A 26,160-nucleotide genomic window follows, 5' to 3' on the forward strand; every position below is an offset into this window, starting at 1 on the left:
TTTCAGCCCGCGATACTTGCTTCTCGAATCAGAATATCGGGAACCTTGATCGAAGAATAAGAATCGTTGTATTCGTTTGAAATTCCATCGATTCGGAAAAGAAGATCAAAAAAATTCAGATTCATTGTTATACTGTCCACCGGATGAACAGGCATTCCGTTTTTGTAATAGATCCCTTGAACTCCGATCGAAATTTCCCCCGAAACCGCGCTACAACCCGAACCGCCTTCGAGTTTCAAAACGTAAATACTTTCCGGCACGCTTTTCAACAATTCTTCGAGGGTTTTATCGCCCTTCGGTACAACGTAATTGTTAAACGAAGTTCCCACTCTTCCGCCGTAGGAGCGAACCGCGTTTCCCGTAGGAGCCACTCCCGCTTTTTTTGCGGATTCCAAATTGTAGAGATAGGTTTGTAAAACCCCGTTTTCGATCACCGCTTTTTTGCGGGTCAAAACACCTTCCGCATCAAGCAATCTCGAACCCGGATAATCCCGAACATGAGGATCACAATATACGTTCCAATTCGAAGAGGCGATTTGAGCGCCGATCTTTCCGTCCAAACGCGAAAGACCTTTTTGAACGCTGTCCGCCGAAAACGGCGAAGAAAACATTCCGAAAATCTGAGGACTGATTCGATTCGACAAAACGATCGGATACGATCCGCTGGGAATCGATTTCGCTCCCAACAACGCAAAAGAACGTTGCGCGGCGGTGGAAACGATATGTTCGGGTTGAATCCGATCCAAGTCCAAACCGGAGCGGGTATAACCGCCCATCTTCTTCGTTTTTCCATCCGTTGCGACTAACGCAACTCCGGCGGAAACGAGATTCGATTTTTCACTGTGATAAAGTCCATTCGAATTCGCTAATATAAAACGGCTCCAGGTTTTACCCGCGTACGAATACGGAACGTTTTCGATCTTATCGCCGACCGACCAAGCGAGATCGTCCAGTTTTTCGCCCGTGGATTTCAACCATTCAAAACCGAGGGATTCCAAGGATTCTTCGTAGGAACGAATGTCGATCTTAGGAAGTTCGGAAGGACCGGGCAAGTCGATGTCGAGCGGGTCAGAAATTTTCGCCTGCGAAATCGCGTCTTCCACCATCTGCGTCAAAGCTTCTTCGGATAATTTTTCGCTGTACGAATAACCGGGTTTGCCGGATTGAATCAGACGGATTCCGATTCCTCTGGAATTGGAAAGTTCGGTGTTGCTCACACGTTTTCGAAAGAGTTCGATTCCTACGTCCTTCGATTCGGAACCCACGAGATCGTATTGATCGAGTCCCTTCTTTTTACAAACGTCTAACACGTATTCGACGGACCTGTCCAGATTCATGAACGACCTCCCACGAGAATTTCGTCCACTTTCAAAGAAGGTTGACCCACGGTGACCGGAACCGAACCGGAAGAAGCGCCGCACATTCCCGCCGCGAGTTCGAGATCGTTTCCTACCATGCTGATCTTGGGAAGAATCTCGTCTCCCTTACCGATCAAGGTCGCTCCCCGTACCGGTTCGGCGATCTTTCCGTTTCGGATAACGTATCCCTCTTCCACGGAAAAATTAAATTCTCCCGTGGATGGGTTTACTGAACCGCCGCCCATCTTCTTTGCAAAAAGTCCGTAGTCGATTCCGGATAACATGGATTCGAAAGAATCGGTACCGGCCGCTATGTATGTATTTCTCATTCGGGAAACCGGAGCATACATATAACTTTCTCTTCTCGCACTTCCCGTTCTGGGAACTCCCACTTCTTCCGCACCGACCCGATCGGAAAGATAACTCTTTAGAATTCCATTCTCGATGAGAACGGTTTTCTGCGGAGCCGAACCTTCATCGTCGACGGTGATACTTCCCCAAGAATCGGGAATCGTTCCGTCGTCGATCGCGGTCAAACAGGACTGAGCGATTCTTTCTCCGAGTTTATCCACAAACGGAGAGGATTTTTTACGAATCGCTTCGGTTTCCAATGGATGTCCGCAGGCCTCGTGAAAGATCACTCCACCGAAACCGTTGCCCATCACCACGGGCATTTTTTTACCTTGGATATAACCGGCCGACAACATCAGAAGCGCTCTTTCGGCCGCGGTCTTGGAAAGTTGTTCGATCGGAAGATTGCTAAAAAATTCAAAACCTTTTCGTGCTCCCGGATTTTCGGAGGCCACAAAACGTTCTCCCCCTTTTTCGGCGGCGACGTTGATGCTAAATCTGCTCCGAACTCTTAGGTCTTCGAGCGCCAATCCTTCCGAGTTGTAGATTCCGATTCTCGAAACCGAATCGGATGCGGAGGCGCTGACTTGAACGATATTGGAAGAAGCGCCTCGAGCGGTTTTGTCCGCACGGAATAAAAGTTCCAGTTTTTCATCCGGAGAAATTTTACGGGGATCTTTGACGTTGGCCGGAAACGAAGGAACTTTTAAATCTCCTCGTAATACGAGGGCTTGTCCTTTTCCTTTCGCGGCTCCTCTCGAATCGGCCAAAAGGTCTATGAGAGAAATTAAATGTTCCGGGTCTTCGTTGTTCGTATGCGCGTAGAGAACGTCGGTTCCGTAGATCAATCGAATTCCGATTCCGTAATCGATTCCGGCGAAACTCTGTTCGATTTTTTGATCTCTTAAACTTACCGAGGAAGATCTTGTCTCCTCTTCGAATATTTCCACGAAATCTGCTTTTCTGGACAATCCCGCTTCCAGGATCCGGTGGGCTTTGTTTGTCTGCATTCTATCCTTTTAGACTCCGAGGATTCTCGGAGTCCGTAGTTTTTCTAGGTTAAGGCTTTTTGATTTTTTCCCTGTATTTGATCGCGTGCGCCGTTGCTTTCCATTTGACTCGATTCCAAACGACTAAAAGAATACTCGTTTCCTCGACTTCGAAACGATAATTCATGATCTCGTCCCCGCCCAGGGCCTTCGATTTATCGCGCAATTCTTTGTAACCGGTTTCACCCGTAACCACGAGCATCAACCAAGAAGTATAAACTCCTTCCGTTTCCACGGTTCCCAAAATTTGAAAATCGTCCGAAGAGATCAGATATTGAGTGTAATTCGTGCCCAAACCGGGAACTCGAATATCCCTGTAGATACAACCGCTCAGCAAAAAGGAAACAAACGCCAAAAGCAGAATGTTTCTCAGTTTCAAAACTCTCATATACTTTCCTCCCAAATTTTAAACAAGTCCATTATAAATCTCGAATATACTTCTGTTCCGGTAATTGTCCTTGAAGAGCGAGTCGGATATAATCGACTCCTTTTAGGTCGTCCGAATAACGGGGGATCAAGTGGAAGTGCATGTGAGGAACCATCTCCGAAACCGTCACGGTATACACTTTAACGGGAGAATGGTTTTTATAAATCCAATCGGTCGCGAACTCGAGCGCCTTTGCGAAATCGGAAAACGCATCCTTGGACCAATCCCGATACGAGGTCCAATGCGAACGGGGTTCTATGTAAAGATACCCTTTGAGTTTTTTTTCTTCCTCGGAATGACGGACCGAAAATTCTCCGAAACGGAAAAGAATTTCAGAATCGTCTCCGGATTGATGAAACTTACAAAGTGGACAATCGGACATGAAAGGACCTAAAATCGATTTCTATGATTATTTCAAAGATTCTCCTCTTGTATAGGAGAAAATGATCGAAAGAGACAAAGGACCGTTTAAAAAAACGTTTCGGAAAGAATTTATTCTTTTCAGATGGAGGAAACCGAACCAAACTTGAGTCCGTTCTTTTTTATTAGGAATCCTATGAAACGTTTTTATATCTTTTTCATTCTATTCTTTCTTTGGAATTCTTCCGCAAACGCGGAAACGTCCGTTCTTTCGCAAAGGTTCACGGTTCTCAAACGATTCTTAGGCGATCCCGCCTCCGTGGAAAAATCCTGGCTGATCGAATCGATTCCCGTTTGGAAAAAAGAGGAAGAATCCAGACTCGAATCCTATCTCAAAAAAGTCGTTTCTCCGAAACTGGAAAGTTCTTCGTTTCCTTCTCAGGAATTTTTAAAAACCGAATTCAAAAAAATTCCGAACCTGGGCGGGGTTCGCATTCGAAATCAAAAATCGACTTTGTTTACTATGGTTTCTTTCGGTTCGGAATTTCCGAATCTTTCCCAAACCCGTAACTTTCAAATCAAAGAATATTACATCGACTTTTATCTGGGACGAAGAACCGGAATTCCTTCGGTGGAATTTCCGAAAGCGGGGCTTGCCTCTTCCTTCTATTATTTTTCCGAAGACGAAACGCTTCTGTATTCTCAGGAAACTCCGGAGTGGAAGATCGAAAATCAAACTTCTTTGGGTGAATTGAATTCGTTCTTCAAAAGCAGAAACGAAAAGTGTCAAGGTTGCGAAAGAATCCGATTGATCGACGGCACGTTATTCTTCTTTCCTTCTCAAGCCGGAATTTCGTTTTGGTTTCGTTGGACGTTAGGCGTTCTTCTTACAATGGGTGCGCTCGTTCTTACGATTCTTTTCTTTCGAAGTTTTCTTTTGAGAAACAAGGAAACCCTCCGCAAAGCGGTCCATGCTCAGAAGACTTTGGATGAGGAAAAAAAATCGATTCTTTCCCGATAATACTCAAATTTTTGCTATACAAATAATTACATATAATTTAGTTTTGCCTGTAGAAAACCGGGTGACATAAACCCGAGTTTTTGAAAAAAATCGTATCAGTTTCCTTTTTTTAGTTTTTGAGACCAAAATTTGTCCAGGTCCGGAACTATACTAAAAAAGTAAGCCGCTTAGAACTCCGCGGCGCCACTGCCGAGAACCGTAAAGGAAGGAGGCAGAAAACATGGGAGAAGGTATTATGAAGAAAAGTAAAGAAGAAGCTCAGAACGTAGACGATTCCAAGAAGTTAGCGATTGAGCAAGCGATGAGCCAAATTGAAAAACAATTTGGAAAAGGTGCGATCATGAAATTGGGATCGGACGCCGCGAAACAAACGGTGCAGGTGATTCCAACCGGTTCTTTGGATCTGGACATCGCGCTCGGAATCGGCGGTTATCCGATCGGTAGAATCGTAGAAATCTACGGACCGGAATCTTCCGGTAAAACCACCCTTACCCTTTCGGCGATTGCGGAAGCTCAGAAACGAGGCGGCGTCGCGGCGTTTATCGACGCGGAACACGCGTTAGATCCTTCCTACGCCAAAAAGCTCGGGGTGAATATCGACGAACTTTTGGTTTCTCAACCGGATAACGGAGAAGAAGCCCTTGAAATCTGCGAATCTCTGGTTCGAAGCAATGCGATCGATTTGATCGTAATCGACTCGGTAGCGGCCCTCGTTCCAAAAGCGGAAATCGAAGGGGATATGGGAGATTCTCACATGGGTTTACAAGCGAGACTCATGTCCCAAGCGCTTCGGAAATTGACCGGAACGATTGCGAAATCCAAAACCGTGGTTATCTTTATCAACCAAATCCGGATGAAAATCGGGGTCATGTTCGGTTCACCGGAAACGACCACAGGTGGAAACGCGCTAAAATTCTATTGTTCGGTTCGTTTGGACATCCGCAAAATCGAAACGCTCAAGGAAAAAGAAGAATCCGTCGGAAACCGAGTCCGTGTCAAAGTCGTGAAAAACAAATGTGCGCCGCCTTTTAAACAGGCAGAATTTGACATAATCTTCAATGCCGGCATCAGTAGAGAAGGTTCTCTGGTTGACCTCGGTGTAAAACATGATATCATTAACAAAGCCGGAGCCTGGTATTCTTATAATACGGAAAAGATCGGGCAAGGAAAAGAGGCGGCGAAAGAATACCTCAAAAACAATCCCGAGATCGCCTTCACCATCGAGAACATGGTAAGAGATCTGAACAGTCTGCCTTTGCTGGCTCAAGACAATAAAAAGCCTCGGAAAGAGGAAAAATTGGAGCAGGCCGCAGGCTAAGTAACCCACTGGCTTTCTTTTTAGGAACCCTTGACCGCCGGATGAGAAATCACCCGGCGTTTTTTTTAGTTACAGCATTCTCCCCGAATTAAAATCTTTCTCTAAGAAACATAAAAAAAGAATCTTATCAAAGATAACGAGGATTATGGCGGAGATCAGCATCTTAGGAGCGGGCGGTTTAACCGGTAAGGAATTACTTTCACTTCTATCGCATCAATCGGAACACGAAGTCGTTCATATCACGAGCGATAAACTCGCGGGTAAAACCCTCTCCGAAGTCTTTCCGGAAATTCCGTTTCCAAAAAATCTCACCTTTCAAAAACACGAGGACGCGGTCCCTAAAAAATCCCTGGTGGTTCTTGCGGTTCCGAACGAAGTTTCCATAGAATCCGCGCCGAAGTTTTTGGACGCGGGTCACAAAGTGATCGATCTTTCCGGCGTTTACAGACTTCACGACCAAGAAATATTAGAAAAATCTTATAAACTAAAACACACGAAATTCTCGTACGTGGACAAAGCGGTTTTCGGAATTCCGGAGATATTTCGGGATCAACTCAAAGGCGCGGACTTCGTTTCCAATCCCGGTTGTTTTTCCACTTCGGTCATTCTCCCCGTGTTTTTGTTAAACGAACTCAGAAAAAATCTAAGACCTCGAATCGTAGCCGATTCGAAATCCGGTGTTTCCGGCGCCGGTGGAAGAACGGAAGACGTAGGTTTTTCTTATACGGGCGTGTATGAAAACTTTCGGGCCTATAAGGTTCTGACACATCAACACGAACCCGAAATCAAGGAATACGTCTACGCAAAGTCGGGATTGGCCGAACCGGAAGTGATCTTTACACCGCATCTTCTTCCGGTTTATAGAGGAATTCTTTCCACGATCTTTTTGGAATTGGATGCCGAACCTTCACAGGACCCGATCGAAGTTTTACGCAATTCTTCCCAAAACGAACCCTTTGTTCGGATTTTAAATACTCCGGAAGAGATCGAACTCAAAAAAATCCAACATACGAACTTCCTGGACATCAGCGTTCGAAGAAGAGGAAACACGTTAGTCGTCGTTTCCGCCTTGGACAACCTCGTAAAAGGCGCGGCGGGTCAGGCCTTACAAAACATCAATCTGATGACCGGAACCCGGGAAACTCTGGGACTTCTCCCCTAACCGATCTTATGGAAAAGACGAGCCTTTATCATCTTCTCAAAGACGTTTCCGTAGTTTATGCGGACCGGCCCATGTATTGGATTCGGGAAGAATCCGGCGACTTTCGAGGAATCTCTTACAAGGATTGGTATGAGAATCTAAAAAATCTTTCCATGTTTCTGATCGATCTTGGAATGAACAAGGGCAACACCGCGGGACTGATCTGCGACAACCGGTACGAATGGTCTCTTTGTTCCCTTTCCCTCGTTACGATCGGATGTGTGGACGTTCCGAGAGGATGCGACGCGACCTTGGAGGATTTGAAATACATTCTCGGGCATTCGGAAGCAAAGGTTCTCTTTTTGGAAAACGAAAAGGTTCTCAAAAAATTACTCGAAGACAAATCGAGTTTAGCGAACGTAAAAACGATTCTTCTCATCGATCCTCCTTCCAAATGGAAGGATTTGGAAAACGCACGCGCGCAACTCTCCGGAATCAAATTCTTTTTTTTAGAAGACGCGCTTTTGGAAGGTGAAAAATCGAGAATCAAAAAAGGAGACAAACCGTACGTTCAAAGAGGAGAAACTTTGATCGGAAAGGATCTCGCAACCATCATCTACACTTCCGGAACGACGGGAGCTCCTAAAGGTGTGATGTTGAATCACAGAAGTTTTACTTGGGGAATTCATCAACTCCAGGAATTCGTTCCGGGTTCCTGCAACGATAGAACGATCGTGTTTCTTCCTCCTTGGCATATCGCCGAAAGACTTTTGGAAACTACGCTCATTGCTTGGGGCGCTTCGATGGCTTGTTCCTCGGTTCCCACGATTCCGGCGGACATGCAAAAAGTAAAACCCACCGTTCTCGTTTCGGTTCCGAGGCTTTGGGAAGGTTTGTACAAAAGAATTCACGATACGGTGCGAAAGGCTCCGCCTCTCCGACAACAACTCTTTCACTTTGCGGTGAGAATGGCCGCGATCACAACGGGACTTCAAGATACGATCCGAGATTCTTACGCGACAACCGAAACGGAAAATCCGAATCAAAAAGTTCTGGATCGTTTTGTCGCGAGCGTTCTTCTTCTTTCCCTTTATCCCGTAAAAATTCTTTCTTATAAAATTCTGCAAAGAGTGCGCGATCTTTTCGGAGGAAAGATGAGATTCGCGCTATGCGGCGCAGGCGCTATGCCTTCTCACATTCAATTTTTCTTTCGAAGCGCCGGAATTCCGATCATCGAAACCTACGGAATGACGGAAACCACCGGAATCGGAGCGATCGGAGAATTTCCTCTTCCGAAGAACGGAGCCATCGGAGCTCCGTTACCCGGAACCGCGATCAAACTTGTGGGCGAAGACGGAAGAATCGTTAGTCTTCCCGGTGAAAAGGGAGTCGCTTGGCACAAGGGACCGCACGTTACCGTCGGCTATTACAAAGAACCCGAAAAGACCGCCAAAGCGTTGCAAGACGGTTGGCTGGACTCCGGAGATATTCTCACTTGGACCCATACGGGAGAATTGAAGTTCGCGGGAAGAGCCAAGGACACCATCGTTCTTTCCGGCGGCGAGAATTTGGAACCCGCTCCGATCGAAGCAAAACTTACCGAATCCGAATTCATCAATCAAGTCATCGTAGTCGGTCAGGATCGAAAGAACTTAGGAGTTTTGATCGTTCCTTTTTTCGATCGGGTTCAGGAAGAATTCTCCGCACAAGGAAAGAAAATTCCGAAAGATCCGAGCGAATGGAATTCATCCAAAGAAGTAAGCGTATTCTTTAAGAATATAGTGAAGGATAAAATTTCCACAAGAGCCGGTTTTAAATCCTTCGAAAAAATCGCGCACGTCCACATTCTTCCCAAAGAATTTGAAAAGGGAAAAGAAATGACCGAAACGATGAAACTCAAACGAAACGTGGTCTTTTCCCTTTACGATAAGCTGATACAATCCATGTATGAAAACGATGAGGATTGAACCCGCAAAAACCCTAATCTGTTCCGCGATCGCCGACGAATTGGATTTGATCTCGAAATCGGGAAAGTATCCCACTCTTCTTTGCGGGATCGGAAATTTGGAAGCGGGTCTTCGTCTTCAAAGATTCTTACTCGAACACCAAAATAAACATTTGGAATTGCCTTCCCAGGTTTTGTTCGTCGGCTCCGCGGGAGTTTATCCTTGGCTTCATCCCAGTTTTTGGAAGGATCGTTTCGGTTTTTCGTTTCATATCGAAAATCAGGAACTTGCAAAGTTGGAACGGAAGGTTCGAGTTCCCGAGATCGTTCCCGATTCGTATGAGTTCCCACATTCTTTTGAATTCGAATCTAAGGAAGAAATCCTGATTTCAAAAACGAACGCCACCGGTTCCATCACGATCGAAAACGTTTCTGGCAAGGCCCTCGAGTATCTCCGAGAACACGACCTCGGTTTCGAAAACATGGAATGTTTCGGACTCGCAAAGGTATGCCGTGATTTCGGAATTCCTCTTTATTCTTTTTTTGCGTTAACCAACACCGTCGGACCTTCCGGTAGCGAAGAATGGAGATTCAACTACAAACGCGAATCGGTCCGGCTCCAGGAATTTCTTTTATCGTTTCTTCTTTGAATATTTTTTTCCGGGATAAAAAAGACCGTAGATTTCTTCGAGATGATTCTCCGCCTCTTCTTCCCCCTTGCGTATGATTTCTCGGAACTTATTGAAATCGAAAAAGGAGAATTCTTCTATATGAAGATTGATGAACAAATCCATCTTATCCTTTCTGAGTTTCGTGATTTCCCTTCCTTCGAGTGTGATCGCTCTTCCCATAATTTTGAGAATGGGCGGATACTTTAAGTCCTCCCATAAATTTTTGAAGAAGGATTTTCCCGTGATCTTTCGATCCTCCAAAAGTCGAACGATCGCTTCGTCTCTCAAAGGAGAAACGTTCGCGGAAAGAATGATGTCCGCTCCTCGTTGTCGGATTAAATTTTCGGGAACGTTGTTGATGACTCCTCCGTCCACGAGTAGATGATCTCCGTGAAATACGGGTGGAAACATCCCGGGCAAACTCATCGCCGCCGCAAGCGCTTCCCAGACCGGACCTCGGTCCATAACGTATTCTTCCCCGCTGTGAAGATCCACCGCGGAAGTCACAAAAGGAATTTTTAAATCCTCGATCAATGCGGAACCGAACGCGTCCTTCAACATTCGATTCATTTTTTTTCCTTTAAAAAAGGAAACGAGAGGAACGGTCGGATCGAAAGGTTTATCCAATCCTCCGAAAAATTTGTAGATCATTTTTTGAATCGTGTCCGTGTTTTCCCCGCGCGCATACAAGGCCGCGATCACCGCGCCGAAAGAAGCGCCGGAAACCAGATCCACTTTTATATTCTCTCTTTCTAATACTCGAAGAAGGCCCACATGAGCCAAGGCTCTCGCTCCCCCTCCGCCTAACGCAAGTCCTCTGGTTCTGGACACGAGATAACGGGAGAACGTTTCTTCCTTATGGAAAATTTTCTGATGTTTTACGCTGTCTTCGGGGCGGATGGAATTGACCGAGTCCACGTAACGGATCGTTCTTCCCGCGAAGTTACGGATTCTCGAACGGAAATAGGTTATGATTTCGGTTTTTTTCTTTTGATTTCGTTCCGGGTTGTCCTCCCAGAAAACGATCTGATCCGCTTGTAAAAGAAGTTTATCGAGTTCGGGTTTTAAACCCGCATGTTGAAAATACAAATGAATGACCGGAAACTGATTTCGTAACAACGAAAGTTTTCGAATCGCATCCTGAATGCTCACCTTCTCGAAGGATTCCATAGGAACCAAGGTCATCTTTCCTTCGTGAGAATATCCGCCGATCTTCACAATGGCGTCTAACTTCTCCTTATAACCCTGCACCTCCTCCAAAGGAACGTGACAGATCATCCTTCTCGGTAGAGAACTCAGCTTGTTTTCGGGTTCCAGATGTTCCCGAAATCGGTTGCTCATCAATCGAATCAAATTGCCCGAAAGGGTCGGTTCTTTTTCGGCGAGTTTCAAAAAGAAATGCCCGTCGAGGACGTATAACAAAGTGTCCATCACGGCGATCGCCGAACCGCCGTGTTGCGTTCGGGTCATCAAGCTGTTCTCCGCGAAAAATTCTCCCTCTCCCAGATACTTGACCGCTTTTCCGGATTCTCCGAAGGTAAGCATCACCTCACCGTGTCGAACTATAAATAGCTTATCCGAAATATCCCCTCGAAAGTAGATTACGTCGTGATTGTAAACGTTCCTTTCCTCTATGTTTTGATAGATGCGAGTCAGAACGGCCGGAGATAATTTTTGAAACAAGGATATCCCGGAAAGAAATTTCAGAATTTCAGGATGAATTTTTCGTGCCATAAAACGCAGGTGACTCTATTTTAATACGACGAGAAAGTAAAGGATTTCTCAAAACCCCATCCTTTGAATCGCGGATTCGCGAATGCTTTTCTCTTGATTTTCTGGCTTACCGCGCAAAGTTATACACAATGACCTTGAAAGCGAACTCCGTCGTATCCGTTTTTCGACAATCCGTGGTTGACTGGCATAAAAAGGAAGCGGCTTCCCCGAACCCGTTTCCGTCCGATAGCATCGAATCGATCCTTTATAGTAAAAATCAAATCGATACCATCCAATGGCACGTAGAAGACGAAATTCGCAGACCGGATCTTCCGGATAAGGAATTGGTCGGTTTTAAAAGACAAATCGACAAACTCAATCAGGAACGCACCGATCTCGTGGAAATCCTGGACGATCGCATTTCCTCCGAGTTTCAAAACGTTTCCAAAAAACCGGGCGCGAGAATGAACTCGGAAACCCCGGCTTGGCTCATCGACCGGATGAGTATTCTCGAACTCAAAATCTATCACATGGAAGAACAAACCCTGAGAAAGGACGTGGATGAGAATCATATCCAAACCTGCAAACGCAAGTTGGAGATCCTACTCGAACAGAGAATCGATCTTTCCAAATGTCTGGACGAACTTCTGGAAGACCTGAAAAACGGGGATAAATTCTACAAGGTTTATCGTCAGATGAAGATGTACAACGATCAAACTCTGAACCCTTCCCTCTATTCCAAAAAATCATGAACTTATTAGTCATGCGGTTTTCGGCCATGGGAGACGTAGCTCTTATGGCGCCCGCGATCATCGCGATCGCGGCCAAATACACGAACATCCAACTTACGATCGTTACACGGGGAAACTACGCTCCTTTCTTTTACAATATTCCGAACGTAAACGTGGTCGGATTCAACCTAAAACGTTATCGCGGAATCGCGGGCTTATACCGTCTCTTTAAAGAAATCAACAAACTCGGTCCTTACGAAAAGATCATCGATCTTCATTCTTCCGTTCGTTCTCGTTTGATTAGTCTTCTTTTTTCCATCCGCGGGATCGGAGTGTATCGAATCGTAAAGGGAAGAAAGGAAAAGCTCAGACAAATCCGCCAGAAGCGGAAGGTTCTCAACCCGCTTCCCCACACGGTCGATCGTTATCTCAAAGTTTTTGAAAACGCGGGTTATCCGGCTTCGGTGCGAAAAGGACCTTGGATCAACGTGGATCCCGAGTCCAAGATGTTCGCAAAAGAATTTTTCGAATCTCAGAATATTCAAAAAAAGGAAAGTCTTTACATCGGTTTCGCGCCGTTCGCGGGACACGCTCTCAAAGAATGGCCCCGTGAAAAAAGCAGAAATCTTCTCAAACTTCTTTTGGACGAATTTCCAGGCGTTAAGATTTTCTTGTTCGGTTCCAAGGAAGAATCTAAAATTCTCGCGGAATGGAGCCAAGGTTTTGAAAATTCTTTAAAGATCGTTTCGGGTGGAAAACTCGGAATCCGAGGCGAACTCGGGATCATGGAAAAGATGGACATCATGATCGGAATGGATTCGTCGAACGTGCATATCGCCGCTCTTTTAAAAAGACCCGTCATCGGAATTTACGGAACCACACATCCTTATTCCGGTTTTGCACCTTTTGGCCAAGAGGATTCGGGCGTATTACAAATCGATAATTTACCCTGCAGGCCCTGCAGTATTTACGGAAACACGACCTGTTACCGGAAAGACTTCGCTTGTATGGAATGGATTCAACCCGAAGACGTCATCAAAAGAATCCGGGTCGTTTACAATATCAATACTCTTTTTTGATCCGCGACGAAGTTTGCGACGCTTGCGGTTTTTTGCGACAAGACGTTAACCGTTAACGCAATCGTCTATTCGAAATATCGTAAGAACTGGTCCAAAGGATCGGGTAAAGAAAAGAGCATATTGATAAGCGTGTTTCTTTTCTTTTTATTCTTAACGCTCGCGACGGTTTTATAAACCTCTTCCATCTTATCCACACAGGCCATCATCTCGTGACCTTTGGAAATCTTGATCGATTCTTTGGAAAACTTTTCGTAAAGCGCCGGATCTTTTAAGATCGCGACCGCCTTCTCTGCGATTCCTTTTACATCGAACGGTTTCGCGATATACCCGTTTCTACCGTCGTGAATCAGTTCAGGAATCGCAAAAGAATCCACACCGACCGCGGGAAGACCGCAGGCGACCGATTCCAAAATCACAAGTCCTTGCGTTTCCATCGTGGATGCGGTTAAGAATAGATCGTATTTGGGATATTCTTCGGGGAGTTCCTCCCGTTTGATAAAACCGGTAAAGGTCACCGCGTTTTCCAAGCCCAGATTCTGAGCCTGGATCTTCAAAGAAGGAAGAGCAGGTCCGTCTCCGATGATGGTTAACGTAGAATCGGGAATCTCGTCGTGAATGAGTTTAAACGCGTTTAAGATGACGTCGCAGTTTTTTTCGTAAGAGATTCTCCCCACATGAAGAAGTTTCGGCGCGGCGGAAAGTTGTTTGATCGTTCCTTTGAAACTGGTAAGATCGAGGCCGTTCGAGATCACGGCGATTTTCGTTTTTAAGCCGAACTCGCGGAGTTGTTTTTCGATCAGGTGCGAAGGGGAAATGATCAGATCGCAACGTTCGTAGATATTGTTCGAAATCTTCAAGATGATCTTTTTTCGAATATTAAACTTATCGAATTTTTCGATCTTACTCAGATCCTTCATCTTCAGTTTTTTTTCGGATTTGCTTGCTCTTAAAAAAAGTTTATCGAGTTTTAAAAGTCTGTAAAAGGAAAGATACATGTCCTGCTCGGACATCAAAGTGTGATAGGTTCCTATGGTGGGAATCCCGTATTTTTCGGTCGCGTTGATTCCGTACAGACCGAGCAATCCCGGGGTATGAATGTGAACCAGATCCGGTTCGAATTCCTTGATGATTCTTTTGATTTTTGAGGGAGAAGGAAGCACGACCTTGATATCCGGATAACTCGGTAGATAACCGCTTCGAAATCTTTCGATTCGAATCGAATCTCCGATTTGATCAAAGTCTCCTTCTCCATATCGAGGACAACAGATCATAAACGTATGTCCTCTTTTTGCCAAGAGTTCCGCAAAATTTTTCATGGAAATCGCGACGCCGTCCACCTTAGGAAGAAAGGTATCGGAAAAATAAAGAATTCTCATCAAAGATCTCCTAATTCACGGACGCGCCGGAATCCTATCTTTCAAGTCGATTGAAAGAAAATATCGAATTTACAATTCCCAGGTTTTATAGAATCTGGGTTTCAATCGATTAGAGAAGATGCCCGAACGTCTTAGAAAAATCACTCTTTTTTTATTTTGCGCAAGCATTGTAACAATCGGTCTGTCCGTTTCCCTCAGCCAAGGTTTCTTGGTGCTCGCGTTTTTATTTTCCTTACCCACTTCGAAAACTTCCGGTTTTTGGAAAGAACCCGTAATCGTTCTTGGGGTTTTATTCTTCGGTTGGTATTTAGGGGATTTTTTCATCCACGCCTTCCGCGAGGAAAGTTTTCGGACCTACGCCAAAACGGCGTTTAACGCCGAACTCAAGGACATTTTCCTTTTCATCGGATTGATTCTCGCTTGGAATTTAAAAAAAGAAGAATTTCCGAAAGTCCTAAAAGCCCTTCATTTTCTTTTTTGGATTCTCCTCGTGACCGGCTTTATTTCAAGCTTTTCCCCCATTCGTCTTTCAAGACTGATCAGCGACTTGTATCGGGTTTCTCAAAATTGGAAGTTCACGCATCCGATGGGAAGCGTGGGCGGTTTGTCCTTATATCTTCCGATCGGACTCATGAACACGCATCTCACCTTCGGCGGTTTGTTACAATTTTTTTTCGTGGTCCCGGCGTTTCTCTTTTTGAAATCTTTCTTTGATCGGAATTTTAAAAAGGCGATTCTGCAAGGAATCGTTCTGCTCGTATTTCTTTACGTTGTCTTTTTGAACAACGCGCGTTCTTCCCTGTTAGGCGCGCTCTTTTCGTCCGCGACCGCGTTTCTTGTTTTGGGAATCGTTCGAAAAGAATTGCCTTCGGCGAAAATTCTTCTCTTTGTCCTGGGAACGCTCGCCATTCTTTTAATTTTAGGAATCGGACTTTCGTTTACGCAAGCGGGACAAAAAATCACCGAACCTCTTTTTGGAAAAGAAAAACATACCGATTCAGGAAGAACCTTTATCTGGGATTCCACGTTTCCGTTGATCGAAGAACATCCGATCACGGGTGTTGGTCCCGGAAATTACAATCGAGAAATCGAAAAGTCAAGAATCGAACATTCCGAAAAATACAGAGAACTTTATTACTTTTACGAAACGACTCAAAGAGGACATGCGCACAACGATTACTTTCACCTCTTTGCGGTTTTCGGTTTTCCGGCGATTTTTCTTTTTATTTCTTTCGGAACCGCCTTGTATCGGAAACTCATTTTGAACAAACTTCCGTATGAACAAGCCCTATATTTTTTCGGTTTATCCGGTTTTTTCGTTTCGGGTCTTTTTCAATGTTACTTCCAAGACGACGAAGTTGTGATTCTCTTTTGGATTCTCTGCGGACTTTTTCTGCGTCTTTCCAAAGAGGAAGAATCTCCTACTTCAACCTGATCTCGTTGCTTATCTTTTAGTAACGATAACAATAACTCCCGTGGTCCGCGCGATTTTGAATCGGAGTTCTTTCCGATTCGAAACGCAACGTCGGAGACGATTCGCTTTCCCGATACGAAAGAATCTCGTCGATCAGTTCCGAATACTCCATTCCTTTTTTTGAATATTCATGAAAACAAAACCCCAAATAAAAAGAATCATATTCCAAGAAGATCATTCCCTCCGTCGTATTCGGAATTACGGATAAAAGATTTCCGCTCGGATTCCATGAAATCGGATTCGGTCCGTTTCCTTTTTGATACAAAAGAACCGAACTCGGAAGCAAAACGTCGATGTTCGATAATTCTTTTGGAAAGAATAAATTTCCGGATTGAATCGAATAATACGAAGGAGAAAACAAATACAAGGGTTTCTTACGAAAGCCGCTTTGTTCTTTCGATTCTTCGTTTTGATTTCCGGAATACAAAACTTCCCCGTTTTTTGTCCGAACGGTTCCATTCTTTCTAAAGTTTTGCGTCTTAACCGGATGATTCGTTTTCTTCCCGGTAAACCCGCTACTCGTCGCCGTAAAGTCGGAAACGTTTTTACAAATTTCCCCGATCGAAAAAGAATATTCCAAAATCATTTTCCAAAACGCGATTCCGGATTCCAAATACAAAGAATCCTCCTTGGAAACATCGGATCTACAAAGGGTCTGTTCCTTGCCGTTCGGAATCGAATTCTCCGCATAACCGAAGTAAAACGGTCCTCGATTTTGCGAATTCGATTCTTCTTTTAAAAACGGATCCACACGAAACGGAATTGCGTTCGCTCGAACACGATCCCATTCTTTTCGATACGAATCTACGATCGACGCATCCGAGGTTCTAAATAGAATTTCCCGATTGTTGTCCCTGGCGCTGATGGAAAAGTTATACGAACCGGAAATCAAAGTCTTGTTGTCCACGATCATCGTCTTGTGATGCAAAAGACCGCCCTTGCCAAACGAATCGCTTGCAATCGTTTCCTCGTTTCCGTCCCCTGAAATTTCCGAACTCGGCAGTTTCAAAACTTTTGCGAGGTATTTCCCTTCCGCATCCACGGGAGAATCATACACGCCGCGCACATTTACACCTCTTCGATCCGCAAGCGACAAACGAGAAGTTAACACGGAATCAAAATGATCGAAGATCAAGTATCGAATCTCCTCGCGCGATTTATCCGTTTCCCGCAAAAGCAAATTTTGAATCAATCTTCCCTTTTCTGGCGCGATATAAAAATCAAAGGGTTCCAAATGCAAAGAAGCGATCCTCGGATCTTCTTCCAAAAAAGAATAAAAGTCGGAGACTTCGGAATCGAATAAGTCGAAAGAAACATAACCGTTCAAATCGTTTTCAAGTCCGTACCAGGTAAAATTTCCCGAACCCAAAAACACATGCTTTCGATCCACGATCAGTATTTTAGAATGTTGTAAACCCGATCGTTCCCACCTTCGAAACATTCCTAATCGGATCAACTCGTTCGGATAATCCTTTTCGGGATCTGCTACGATTCGTATCGAAACACCGCGTCGACCGGCGCGGGTCAAAGCATCCAGAATTTCCGGATCTTCGAAAGAATATACCCAAAGATCGATGGAAGCTTTCGAGTTCTCGATTGAGCGTAGAATCTTTTCGCGTACATTCCGTTTTTTGAAACTAGAAACATATCTTCCCGGATACGAAAAGAAGGTTTCCACATTTCGAAAACCGTTTTCATTCAACCAAAAAAGTTTCGAATCGTTTTCATTTGTGCAGGAAATTCCACAAACAAAAAGAAAAAGGATCGACAACGAAAAAGATAAAGAACTTCGGATCGAATTCATAAAACGACCCCCGCACCCAACTGAAAGAAAACTTCTTTCCTAGCCGTTTCCGAATCGCTCCAAGAACCTCCGAGACAAACCTTCCAGTACGAAAAGGAAAAACCGGGGCTTTCCGAAGGAAAATAAAACAAGGCTTGGATCATCGTTTCTTTCAAAGATTCTTTTCTAAATCCGTTTCGCGAAATCGTCAACGCACCCGAATTTCCTTCCAAGTCTTTGAGAAAAAAATACGAGGCGGCATAAAATCGAAAACGCATTAAGGATTTTTGATATTCTAAATTGACCCCGGCCCAAGCAGATTGTCGTTTTCCGCTTTGAAGCGAGGATTGTTTTTCCAAACCTCGATCCGTGATCCATGCGGACGGAAAAAAATCCAAACTCTGATTCGTGCTAAAAACCGGAGAAGGAGAAGAACCCATTCCGATAAAACCGAGTTCGAGAACCTCTCCGTTCTCGCTTCTTTTGTCGCGATTCGGTAAAAACCCGAAAATCTCGAACTTCCAAAGGTTCTTCGAAACGCCTAACGCAAGTAAAACGGCTTCTCCCGTTATCGGAATACTCGCGGCATTACGAACTCGATTCCAACCCGTTTTGTCCTGACCTCTCGCTAAAATTCCCGAGAAGGAACCGTACAACCAAGAGAACTTAGCATTCAGCTCCAAAGTGGAATGAATTAAATAATCCCGATCGCCCGAACTCACGGTATCGGTCTCCGCTACGAGATCGTTGGAAAATCTTCCCCAGTTTTGAAGATTGAGATATTGAAATCGAAAACCCAGATCCAAATAAGGAAGATCCAATCGATAACTTACGCCGCCTCGATAGCGATTTCGAAACGTCTTCGGAAAAGAATTTCTTGCCTCGATTTCTCCCGCAGAATCCAGCCCGGCCTTCTTCGTGTTTAGGATCGTATCCTTGAGAACGTTCTTCTCAAACAAAGAATAACCCGAATAAAAATCGAAAAGATCCACTCTCAATCGACCTTGTTTCTGAAAATCCGCTTTCAGAACGACTCCGTCGCTTCCGTCCAACCAATCTCGAAACGAAGACGTTTTTAAATCCTCTTGAACCCGTCCAAGGTAAAGAGAAACGTTTTCCTTTTTGAATTCGAAAAAAAGGTTCTTACCCGCAAAAAAAGTAACTTTGGATTCAGGCATCACGCTCAAATCCGCTTGCACCTTTGCGTTCAAACGGGGAGAACGAAACTCGTGATCGGCTTCCGAATGCAATAAGGAAGAATTCATTCTGGTTTCCCAATACGAACGATTCTCTTCTGCTTGAGACGATTGTGATCGTGATACGGTTTCCGTCTTTTCACTTGCACCCAATCCCCAACCCATCCAAGAAACTTGGGTCCACCCGTTCGAATTTTCGTTTGCGGAAAGCGGCAAACACATTAAAAATATAGAATATACGAAAATCCGTTTCATAGACTTCCTCGTTTCCGAACTTCGTAGTCGGATGCGGAATCTCCGTTTCGATTTTCCTTCAAAAGAATCAGGTCGTTCGTATCCGCATCGATCGTAAACGGAAACGGTGAGAATTGATTTCCGTAACTGTGAATATGAGTTACAACTCCGCGAATCTCTTGAAAAAGATCCAGACCTTCATTCTTTCCGATTCCGTTTCCGATCGTGGTCGTTTTATCGATGGTAAAGATCTTTCGAAATTCGGGCGTAGCGAAGGGAACCGATTCGTTTTTAAAATTCGGAGAAAGAACATAACCGCACTCGTTCGGATATAAAAACCTATCTCCGAAAATCCAAGCGATCGAACCCGAATTGGAAGCGGCCCAACCCTCGGGAAGATTCGCGCCGAAACGAAACGAATACTCGACGAGTTTATCCGATGCGGCGCTATCCCGGATTTCCAAACTCCGTATATCCGCCGTTTCGTTTCCCCGGTTGCAGATAAAAAACCATTCGTTTGCGGAAACCGTAGGATTCGGATAAATTCCCGAAATTAAAATCCCGGAAGATCCCGGAACGGAAACCAAATCTTCTCCTCCGATCGGAATCAAATAGGTCAAAGCCTCTTTTCGAATATTCAAAGAACTTAAAATTCCGGACCTCAACTCGTTCCAAAAGTTGAAAAACCGGGGAACGCTTGTGTGAACCGAAAAGTTCGGCAAGTAATTGTAAAGATCCACCGGATAAAGGTTCGAGTTCGAAGCGAAGGCAAACAGACCGATCTTCGGATTCAAAACGGAAGCGAAATCGTTCACCGATTCTTTATAGAAAAAAGGAAGACTTCGATTCTCCGAACCGGGACTTGCTTCCGTGCCGACACAGTTCGGTTTTCGTTCGGACAAATCGGAAAGCGCGCTGTTTTTCCAAACGCTCCTTCCCGAATTCGTTTTAAGCCGAGAAGCGGATCTGCGAATTTTCTGCGCGCTCGAACTGACTCCCATTCTTCCCTGAGAATCCCAACTCACCCAATCGCTCTGAAATTTTTGATCCGCAGATAGAATTCGAATCTTACCGGAGCTTCCAAGACTCAGTTCGGGAACGATCCAAACATCCGCATTCGGAAAACAAACGGACTTGCCTACGGAAAAAACATTCCAACCCGGATATAAGAACGTTAAGAATCTATAATTCTTGCTTCCGGAAAGAATCTCCACAATTTGCGAAGCGGCGATCGGCGATTCGATCTCCACAAACCGATCCCCGCTCACGGAAACAATCCCGTCATACGAACCCATCCATGAAATTTCTGAAATTTCCGCAACGTGCGTACGAAGAGAATCTTCTATATAAGTTCGTTTGCCCGGATTCATAAAGTGATTCGTCTGGATCGTAGGATTCAAAACGTCCGAAGAAACTTTTGGATGAGGTAAAAGCGTTCCGTTTTTGTATAAGAGAGAATGAATGGACGAGTCGCTTCGGGTGACAACGGGAATGAAATCGAACGTTTCGGAAAGAATCCTCGTTTTTCTTGCGGCCCGATCTTTCAACAAAACCGAATTTTTATATTCAAAATCCTTTAAGTCCGACAGAGATAGATTGATTTCCTCTCGTAGAAAATCCCGTTTTCCTAAGGTAAGAATTTCACCGGGTTTGAGAGTCGCCGTTCGCGTCCAAATCGGAATCTCTTTTCCGTCGCTTTCTAAAGAAAGAAAGTTCGGATTGCATTCGACGGTCGCCAAAGATTCCAAATCGATAAACTTTTGTTTTTCATCTAACTTGCCGGCCAGATTTAAACCGGTAAGATTGGATTCCTCGAGGATTATCTGATCCGCTTCGCAAAGGGGAAGGTTTACGTTCCGATTCTCCTTTGATTTTATATCTTCGCCTTCCTTCTTTCGATCCAAGGCTTCCTTCGCATCCAAAAATACGAAGCCCGGATCCATACAAAAGTTTTCCAAAGAAGAACCTAAGAATCGGGAACAAATCGAATAATAATCCCCGTTCGACGAATAGTATCGTTCTCCTTCCAGATAGGTTCGTTCTCTGTTTTCAAAAGAACGAACAACGTCTTTGCTTTGCAAAGTCCAAGTTCCTTGTTTTTTGAGATCGCTCCACGGAAAAGCCAAAAGATCTGTTCCGGGCAAAGGGCTTCCCGGTTCCGTTTTTAAAATCGTTTCTCCCGGAATCAAAAACTGAGCGCCTTTGCCAAGCGACTGAGATCCGGAACCCGTTTCGACGACGAGGTCCTGAAAACAAATCGGATGCGGGAACGGGTTGTGGAATTCGATAAATCTCCCGATCGAAGATTCGGATCCTCCGAACGTTTCGCTGAACAACGGAAGATCGTTTTTGCAAAGCGCGGACATTTCCAAATTCCTTTTTTGAATCTCCAAAAAGAATTCGGAAAGAATCGACGCGTCACCCGGAATCTCGACGACCAATGTGTTTAAGGAATTCGTAAAATCAAAGGACGAAAAAAGAATTCTCAACATACCGGTCTTCGCCAAAACGCTGAAACCGATAAAGGCATTGGTGGAATGAGGTCTTTCGAAAGAATTTTCCGAGTTGACGCTGACTTTGTTTTCGAAAGGAAAATTCTCCTTTGAAAGCATCCGATCCAATTCTTTCGAACCGGAAAGGACGAGCCAATCCTCGTTTATATCCTCTAAAAGATCCCGATTCAGCCGGATTTGTACCAAGGCTTTTCCGTTTGAAGAAAAGTCGAAAAACGTAGGTTCCGTTCTGGAATCGAAATTGGTATTCCAGAATTTTAGAATATTCCGTAATTCTAATTCTGTGTTTCCGTTCCCATCCGGAAAACAGATCGAAATCCCGTATACGGAGACCGTTCCGCTAAACAGACATACGATTCCGGGTGCGGTTCGAATCCGAACGTTTGTTTCACTCCATTCGTTTCGAATTTCTTTCGGAATTTCCGGGCCGACGGTAAAAGCCGGTTCGTAGAATAGTTTAAATTCTCCCGGTCCGGTGATAGGCGCAAGAAAGGGAGGATTTCCCTTTCCATGACAAAAGTTGAATGTGATGAAAAGAATCGTCGGAAAGGCGATTTGGACGAACTTGGTTTTGAGTTTCATGTTTCCCTCCGCTTCGTACGGTTCGGAAAACAGGTTTCTCGTTTTGAAAATTAGGGGTTTTTATTCTTTTTTTTGCAGTTGTCCCAGAATTTTTTCCGCAAGATTCTCTCCGATTCCGGGAACCGCCAGAAGTTCTTCCTTGGTTGCTTCTTCGATTTTCTTTTCACCCGAGAAATGTTGGAGCAACAACTTGCTCCGTTTGAATCCGATATCGGGAACGTCCTGAATCAACGCGCGCATCGTTTCCTTATTTCTGCGGGACCTGTGATGTGTGACTCCGAATCTATGCGCCTCGTCTCTCAGATGACGCAGAAGTTTCATTCCCGGAGAATTCATATCGAAAATAAACGGTTCGCTGTCTCCTGGGAAATAAATTTCCTCTCGTTTTTTGGCGAGACCCACCATTGGAATTCCTTCCGCGCCGGCTTCCACCGCCGCCTCGCAGGCCTTGGTCAACTGGGTCGGTCCTCCGTCGATCACGATGAGATCGGGGAACACACCTTCTTCGTTGATGATTCTTTGCAGACGTCTTGAAATCACTTCGTGGATCATTCCGGGATCGTTGATCCCATCGTACCCGCGCATATTGTATTTTCTATAACCTTGTTTGAAAGGTTTTCCTTCGACGAACATAACGCCGCTTGCAACCGGTTGAGAACCTTGAAAGTGACTGATATCGTAACATTCTATGATATGAGGAGGTCGTTCCAAGGAGAACATCTCTTGGATTTCTTTTAAGGAAGCGGTTTGATCCTTGTAATGAGTCGCGAGCATTCTTTCCGTAAGACCGAGCTCCGCGTTTTTTTCCGCGATCTTTAAAAGAGAACGTTTATCACCCGAACGAGGAGATTTGAGTTTGGGTCGAAAGCCCGTTTTTTCCTGAAGAACATCCATGACGGCGGAAACCTCGTCTTGAATATCCGTGGGAACAAAAATCGAAGGAGGAACCAGGGCCGCGTTCAAATAATAATCACGGAAGAATGCTCCGAGAATTTCGGAATCTTCCGCGTCTAAAACGCCCTGAATCGGGAACGATTTTTTCGTTTCGAGTCTTCCGCCCCGAACCTCCAAAAGAATCACCTGCCCCTCGTCTTGTTTTCTCGCAAATCCAATGACGTCTTCGTCTCCGCCTTCTGTGCTGACGACCGTTTGTTTTTCTCGGAAGTTGTTGATTCGTTGGAGCATGTCCCGATAACGAGCGGCCTTTTCGAAATCCATTCGATCGGATGCGTTCGACATTTTGATCGTCAAGTCGCTCGCAAGAGATTCTTTTCTTCCTTCCAAAAACTGAATCACTTGGTCCACGATCATTCTATAATCTTCCACGGGAATCGTTCCCTGGCAAGGACCGAGACAACGACCCATATCGAAATTCAAACAAGGTCTTCTGGGTTTCGGCAAAGGAAGAACCTGTCTCGTTTTGCGGATCGGAAAAATTCTTAAGATGATGTCTAACGTTTCTCTTGTGGATTTAACGTCCGAGTACGGACCGAAGTAACGATCCCCGTTGTCCTTTAGTTTTCTCGTGATATAAACCATAGGAAACGGTTCGGAAAGCGAAACGCAGATATACGGATATTTTTTATCGTCCTTGAGACGAACGTTAAAACGCGGATTGTGTTTTTTGATCAGAGTCGCTTCTAAGATCAACGCTTCCTTTTCGGTTCTCGTGGCGATCCAATCGAGATCGAAAATTTCACGCTGAAGCGCGCGGGTTTTTACGTCGGGATGATTTTCTTTGAGATAATTGCGGACCCGTTTGTCGAGATTCTTCGCCTTTCCTACGTATAAAACCTCGCCTTTTCTGGATTTCCAAAGATAACAACCCGGAGCCGATCCGAGGTTTTTGATCTTTTCCAAAATGAGAGTATGATTTAGAATTTCAGGCATGATGAATTATTCTTTAGACTGGAACGCGAAAACGTTTTTACGGATTTGAGTTTGATTCTTCGATCGAAATCTCGGAATCGTACGGATCCGATTCTAAACTTTCATCGGGTTCGGGAAGAATGGAAGAAGAATTTTGATTCTTTCTCGAATACTTTTCCTTCTTACGCTTCGCGTCTTTTTGTTTGTTGCGGATCGCCTTTTTTTGTTGGTCGCTCGTTTCACCGAGGGCCTTTCTTTTTTCTTCCTGGATCTTTTCGCAAAGAATCGCTCGGGCTTTGTACCGATTGAGACCTTGGGTTCTGTAAAGGGAACATTTGATTTCGATTCCGGTCGGTTTGTGTTTGAGATGAACCGCGGTGGAAACCTTGTTTACGTTTTGTCCGCCCTTTCCTCCGCTTCTCGTAAAACTTTCCTCAAGATCGCCTTCTTTTATCTGAAGAGAATCCATGAGTTCTAAAAGTTTGGTTTCTTTTTCGACGGAAACCGGAAAACGCGAAGCCATAGACGATTACTTCAGATCCTGAAGTTCGAAATGATCTCTGAAATACGGAAACGGTCTTCCGTTTTCATCCAAACAAACATAGGTAATCTTACAATCGATGATCTCTTTCAATTCTTTGCGACTTTGACTTTTTCCGATCGAAGTGTTTCGAATCGTGATGGAACTGTTTCCGATCTTGTCGATTTTGGAAAAAATCTGAATGATATCCCCGAGTAAACCGGGGCTTTTAAAAACTACGTCCGCCATACTTACGGTTACTATGTTGGAATAACGGATCTTTTCCATCACATACATCGCACAACCCTCGTCGATCCAAGCGAGCATCTGGCCTCCGAAAAGAAATCCGTGCTGATTCAAATCCCGCGACATCACGATATGTTGAGTCGCAAGTTCCATTCCTTCCAGCTTCTGATCGATAAATACTTCCATAATATTCTAAACTCCGTGTACGAACGTGGAAGAAGGACAATCCTTCTTTAATATACATTCTTCGCAAAATCTTCGATGCGCCTTACAACTCTTTCTACCCAAAAAGATCAGATACAACGAAATATCTCTCCAGTATTTTTCGGGAAGAATTTCCATCAGATCCTTTTCGACCTGAACCGGGTCCGTTTTTTTCGTAAGACCGAGCACCTTGGCGATACGATTGACGTGCGTATCCACGACGATTCCTTCCACAAGACCGTGAACTTCGGACAAAACCACGTTCGCCGTTTTGCGTCCGAAACCGGGAAGGCTCGTAAGTTCCGCGATCGTATTCGGGATCTTGCCGCCGAAGTCGTTTAACAATTTCCGCGCGAAACCTTGGATCGACTTCGCCTTATTGTGGTAAAATCCGGTGGAAAAGATCAACCTCTCGATCTCTTTTAAATCCGCATTCGCGAAGGATTCGAGGGTGGAAAAGGTTTTAAAAAGTTCCGGGGTGACTTGATTGACTCGTTCGTCCGTGCATTGCGCGCTTAGGATCACCGCAATCGCAAGTTCGTAGTCTTTTTGAAAATGAAGAGGAGTTGCGACTTCCCCGAATTCTTTTCTTAAAAGGGAAAAGATTCGGGAAAACCACTTTAGAAACGCAGGATCAGGCTTTTTTAGGAGCCGCTTTTTGGATTCCCGCGTATTTTTTCGGAGCAAGAACGCCCAAGGATCCGCCGTTATCTTTGATGGCGGCCTTAATTCCTTTTTTTCTCAGAGTACGAAGAGCTCTGGTAGAAAGACGAACGGTAACCCAACGGTTTTCATCTTCCAAAAAGATTCTTTTTTTGATAAGATTCACCTTCCAGGTTCTTCTTGTCTTAATGTGGGAATGGGAAACATTGTTTCCGGAAACGGTTCCTTTCCCGGTTACTTCACATCTTCTGGCCATAGTAAGGACAGGATTGATGAACGGCTTTCCCTGTCAACCTTTCCGCCGAATTTCTGGCGTTTAGGACGGAATTTGAAAGA

General features: G+C 44.7%; 23 protein-coding genes. 8 read left to right on the plus strand and 15 right to left on the minus strand.

What is annotated here, in order from left to right; all coding sequences use genetic code 11:
* Window positions 1-2: 2 nt before the first annotated feature.
* From LEP1GSC052_RS05710 to LEP1GSC052_RS05725, 4 genes are read right to left on the minus strand one after another with little or no spacing between them, the layout of a single operon-like run.
* On the minus strand, window positions 3-1,337 hold the full coding sequence (locus LEP1GSC052_RS05710) for a TldD/PmbA family protein (RefSeq protein WP_010574856.1): 1,335 nt from the start codon (window positions 1,335-1,337) through the stop codon (window positions 3-5).
* Complete coding sequence (locus LEP1GSC052_RS05715; RefSeq protein ID WP_010574857.1) at window positions 1,334-2,719, minus strand: TldD/PmbA family protein; 1,386 nt, start codon at window positions 2,717-2,719, stop codon at window positions 1,334-1,336. The genes LEP1GSC052_RS05710 and LEP1GSC052_RS05715 overlap by 4 nt, the downstream gene beginning before the upstream one ends.
* A 49-nt stretch (window positions 2,720-2,768) precedes the next feature.
* Window positions 2,769-3,146, minus strand: a complete 378-nt coding sequence (locus LEP1GSC052_RS05720; RefSeq protein ID WP_010574858.1) for an LIC11742 family lipoprotein — start codon at window positions 3,144-3,146, stop codon at window positions 2,769-2,771.
* 31 nt (window positions 3,147-3,177) lie between these two features.
* Window positions 3,178-3,567: an HIT family protein gene (locus tag LEP1GSC052_RS05725; RefSeq protein ID WP_010574859.1), complete on the minus strand. Its 390-nt coding sequence runs from the start codon at window positions 3,565-3,567 to the stop codon at window positions 3,178-3,180.
* A 174-nt stretch (window positions 3,568-3,741) separates the two neighbouring features.
* On the opposite strand from LEP1GSC052_RS05725, the gene LEP1GSC052_RS05730 reads away from it, so the two are divergent.
* From LEP1GSC052_RS05730 to LEP1GSC052_RS05750, 5 genes are all read left to right on the plus strand, one after another.
* Window positions 3,742-4,566, plus strand: a complete 825-nt coding sequence (locus LEP1GSC052_RS05730) for a hypothetical protein (RefSeq protein WP_040912870.1) — start codon at window positions 3,742-3,744, stop codon at window positions 4,564-4,566.
* 220 nt (window positions 4,567-4,786) lie between these two features.
* On the plus strand, window positions 4,787-5,884 hold the full coding sequence (gene recA, locus LEP1GSC052_RS05735) for a recombinase RecA (protein WP_010574861.1): 1,098 nt from the start codon (window positions 4,787-4,789) through the stop codon (window positions 5,882-5,884).
* Window positions 5,885-6,029: 145 nt separating this feature from the next.
* Window positions 6,030-7,046, plus strand: coding sequence for an N-acetyl-gamma-glutamyl-phosphate reductase (gene argC, locus LEP1GSC052_RS05740; RefSeq protein ID WP_020985623.1), 1,017 nt, complete (start codon window positions 6,030-6,032; stop codon window positions 7,044-7,046).
* Window positions 7,047-7,054: 8 nt separating this feature from the next.
* Window positions 7,055-8,992 (plus strand): long-chain fatty acid--CoA ligase, encoded by a 1,938-nt coding sequence (locus LEP1GSC052_RS05745; RefSeq protein ID WP_010572089.1) that lies wholly within the window; start codon window positions 7,055-7,057, stop codon window positions 8,990-8,992.
* Entirely contained in the window at window positions 8,982-9,620 is a 639-nt protein-coding gene (locus tag LEP1GSC052_RS05750; protein WP_020986394.1) for a nucleoside phosphorylase-I family protein, read from the plus strand. The genes LEP1GSC052_RS05745 and LEP1GSC052_RS05750 overlap by 11 nt, the downstream gene beginning before the upstream one ends.
* Here the strand turns inward: LEP1GSC052_RS05750 and LEP1GSC052_RS05755 are convergent.
* Window positions 9,603-11,375, minus strand: coding sequence for a patatin-like phospholipase family protein (locus LEP1GSC052_RS05755; protein WP_020985931.1), 1,773 nt, complete (start codon window positions 11,373-11,375; stop codon window positions 9,603-9,605). The two genes, LEP1GSC052_RS05750 and LEP1GSC052_RS05755, sit on opposite strands and share 18 nt — an antisense overlap.
* 128 nt (window positions 11,376-11,503) lie before the next feature.
* Here LEP1GSC052_RS05755 and LEP1GSC052_RS05760 point away from each other — a divergent pair, with 128 nt between their 5' ends.
* On the plus strand, window positions 11,504-12,106 hold the full coding sequence (locus tag LEP1GSC052_RS05760; RefSeq protein WP_010574863.1) for a DUF4254 domain-containing protein: 603 nt from the start codon (window positions 11,504-11,506) through the stop codon (window positions 12,104-12,106).
* Complete coding sequence (locus tag LEP1GSC052_RS05765; protein WP_135607464.1) at window positions 12,103-13,164, plus strand: glycosyltransferase family 9 protein; 1,062 nt, start codon at window positions 12,103-12,105, stop codon at window positions 13,162-13,164. The genes LEP1GSC052_RS05760 and LEP1GSC052_RS05765 overlap by 4 nt, the downstream gene beginning before the upstream one ends.
* Window positions 13,165-13,229: 65 nt before the next feature.
* Here LEP1GSC052_RS05765 and LEP1GSC052_RS05770 read toward each other — a convergent pair whose 3' ends face one another.
* Window positions 13,230-14,540 (minus strand): glycosyltransferase, encoded by a 1,311-nt coding sequence (locus tag LEP1GSC052_RS05770; RefSeq protein ID WP_020986544.1) that lies wholly within the window; start codon window positions 14,538-14,540, stop codon window positions 13,230-13,232.
* Window positions 14,541-14,609: 69 nt separating this feature from the next.
* A complete protein-coding gene (locus LEP1GSC052_RS21745; RefSeq protein WP_306457455.1) occupies window positions 14,610-14,816 on the minus strand; it encodes a hypothetical protein in 207 nt (68 codons plus the stop codon).
* On the opposite strand from LEP1GSC052_RS21745, the gene LEP1GSC052_RS05775 reads away from it, so the two are divergent.
* Window positions 14,716-15,975, plus strand: coding sequence for an O-antigen ligase family protein (locus LEP1GSC052_RS05775; protein ID WP_341853239.1), 1,260 nt, complete (start codon window positions 14,716-14,718; stop codon window positions 15,973-15,975). The genes LEP1GSC052_RS21745 and LEP1GSC052_RS05775 overlap by 101 nt on opposite strands.
* 16 nt (window positions 15,976-15,991) lie before the next feature.
* Here LEP1GSC052_RS05775 and LEP1GSC052_RS05780 read toward each other — a convergent pair whose 3' ends face one another.
* From LEP1GSC052_RS05780 to rpmB, 8 genes are read right to left on the minus strand one after another with little or no spacing between them, the layout of a single operon-like run.
* A complete protein-coding gene (locus LEP1GSC052_RS05780) occupies window positions 15,992-17,818 on the minus strand; it encodes a phospholipase D-like domain-containing protein (RefSeq protein ID WP_010574866.1) in 1,827 nt (608 codons plus the stop codon).
* On the minus strand, window positions 17,815-19,248 hold the full coding sequence (locus tag LEP1GSC052_RS05785; RefSeq protein ID WP_020986182.1) for an LA_2168 family protein: 1,434 nt from the start codon (window positions 19,246-19,248) through the stop codon (window positions 17,815-17,817). Before LEP1GSC052_RS05785 ends, LEP1GSC052_RS05780 begins: the two co-directional genes overlap by 4 nt.
* A complete protein-coding gene (locus LEP1GSC052_RS05790) occupies window positions 19,245-22,322 on the minus strand; it encodes an LIC11755 family lipoprotein (protein WP_020986461.1) in 3,078 nt (1,025 codons plus the stop codon). The genes LEP1GSC052_RS05785 and LEP1GSC052_RS05790 overlap by 4 nt, the downstream gene beginning before the upstream one ends.
* Window positions 22,323-22,382: 60 nt before the next feature.
* Window positions 22,383-24,212 (minus strand): excinuclease ABC subunit UvrC, encoded by a 1,830-nt coding sequence (gene uvrC / locus LEP1GSC052_RS05795; RefSeq protein WP_010574868.1) that lies wholly within the window; start codon window positions 24,210-24,212, stop codon window positions 22,383-22,385.
* A 37-nt stretch (window positions 24,213-24,249) separates the two neighbouring features.
* On the minus strand, window positions 24,250-24,714 hold the full coding sequence (locus tag LEP1GSC052_RS05800; protein WP_010574869.1) for a peptide chain release factor family protein: 465 nt from the start codon (window positions 24,712-24,714) through the stop codon (window positions 24,250-24,252).
* 6 nt (window positions 24,715-24,720) lie between these two features.
* Entirely contained in the window at window positions 24,721-25,143 is a 423-nt protein-coding gene (locus LEP1GSC052_RS05805; RefSeq protein WP_010574870.1) for an acyl-CoA thioesterase, read from the minus strand.
* 6 nt (window positions 25,144-25,149) lie between these two features.
* Entirely contained in the window at window positions 25,150-25,848 is a 699-nt protein-coding gene (gene nth / locus LEP1GSC052_RS05810; RefSeq protein ID WP_040912871.1) for an endonuclease III, read from the minus strand.
* Window positions 25,796-26,080, minus strand: coding sequence for a 50S ribosomal protein L28 (gene rpmB / locus LEP1GSC052_RS05815; RefSeq protein ID WP_020985537.1), 285 nt, complete (start codon window positions 26,078-26,080; stop codon window positions 25,796-25,798). The genes nth and rpmB overlap by 53 nt, the downstream gene beginning before the upstream one ends.
* Between the last annotated feature and the right edge of the window lie 80 nt (window positions 26,081-26,160).

The sequence above is a fragment of the Leptospira kmetyi serovar Malaysia str. Bejo-Iso9 genome (assembly GCF_000243735.2).
Lineage (GTDB): Bacteria > Spirochaetota > Leptospiria > Leptospirales > Leptospiraceae > Leptospira > Leptospira kmetyi.

Bases quoted from the DNA above. Each gene is read 5' to 3' on its own strand.
- LEP1GSC052_RS05710 (WP_010574856.1), bottom strand. From the start codon at position 1,337: ATGAATCTGGACAGGTCCGTCGAATACGTGTTAGACGTTTGTAAAAAG.
- LEP1GSC052_RS05715 (WP_010574857.1), bottom strand. From the start codon at position 2,719: ATGCAGACAAACAAAGCCCACCGGATCCTGGAAGCGGGATTGTCCAGA.
- LEP1GSC052_RS05720 (WP_010574858.1), bottom strand. From the start codon at position 3,146: ATGAGAGTTTTGAAACTGAGAAACATTCTGCTTTTGGCGTTTGTTTCC.
- LEP1GSC052_RS05725 (WP_010574859.1), bottom strand. From the start codon at position 3,567: ATGTCCGATTGTCCACTTTGTAAGTTTCATCAATCCGGAGACGATTCT.
- LEP1GSC052_RS05730 (WP_040912870.1), top strand. From the start codon at position 3,742: ATGAAACGTTTTTATATCTTTTTCATTCTATTCTTTCTTTGGAATTCT.
- recA (WP_010574861.1), top strand. From the start codon at position 4,787: ATGGGAGAAGGTATTATGAAGAAAAGTAAAGAAGAAGCTCAGAACGTA.
- argC (WP_020985623.1), top strand. From the start codon at position 6,030: ATGGCGGAGATCAGCATCTTAGGAGCGGGCGGTTTAACCGGTAAGGAA.
- LEP1GSC052_RS05745 (WP_010572089.1), top strand. From the start codon at position 7,055: ATGGAAAAGACGAGCCTTTATCATCTTCTCAAAGACGTTTCCGTAGTT.
- LEP1GSC052_RS05750 (WP_020986394.1), top strand. From the start codon at position 8,982: ATGAGGATTGAACCCGCAAAAACCCTAATCTGTTCCGCGATCGCCGAC.
- LEP1GSC052_RS05755 (WP_020985931.1), bottom strand. From the start codon at position 11,375: ATGGCACGAAAAATTCATCCTGAAATTCTGAAATTTCTTTCCGGGATA.
- LEP1GSC052_RS05760 (WP_010574863.1), top strand. From the start codon at position 11,504: ATGACCTTGAAAGCGAACTCCGTCGTATCCGTTTTTCGACAATCCGTG.
- LEP1GSC052_RS05765 (WP_135607464.1), top strand. From the start codon at position 12,103: ATGAACTTATTAGTCATGCGGTTTTCGGCCATGGGAGACGTAGCTCTT.
- LEP1GSC052_RS05770 (WP_020986544.1), bottom strand. From the start codon at position 14,540: ATGAGAATTCTTTATTTTTCCGATACCTTTCTTCCTAAGGTGGACGGC.
- LEP1GSC052_RS05780 (WP_010574866.1), bottom strand. From the start codon at position 17,818: ATGAATTCGATCCGAAGTTCTTTATCTTTTTCGTTGTCGATCCTTTTT.
- LEP1GSC052_RS05785 (WP_020986182.1), bottom strand. From the start codon at position 19,248: ATGAAACGGATTTTCGTATATTCTATATTTTTAATGTGTTTGCCGCTT.
- LEP1GSC052_RS05790 (WP_020986461.1), bottom strand. From the start codon at position 22,322: ATGAAACTCAAAACCAAGTTCGTCCAAATCGCCTTTCCGACGATTCTT.
- uvrC (WP_010574868.1), bottom strand. From the start codon at position 24,212: ATGCCTGAAATTCTAAATCATACTCTCATTTTGGAAAAGATCAAAAAC.
- LEP1GSC052_RS05800 (WP_010574869.1), bottom strand. From the start codon at position 24,714: ATGGCTTCGCGTTTTCCGGTTTCCGTCGAAAAAGAAACCAAACTTTTA.
- LEP1GSC052_RS05805 (WP_010574870.1), bottom strand. From the start codon at position 25,143: ATGGAAGTATTTATCGATCAGAAGCTGGAAGGAATGGAACTTGCGACT.
- rpmB (WP_020985537.1), bottom strand. From the start codon at position 26,080: ATGGCCAGAAGATGTGAAGTAACCGGGAAAGGAACCGTTTCCGGAAAC.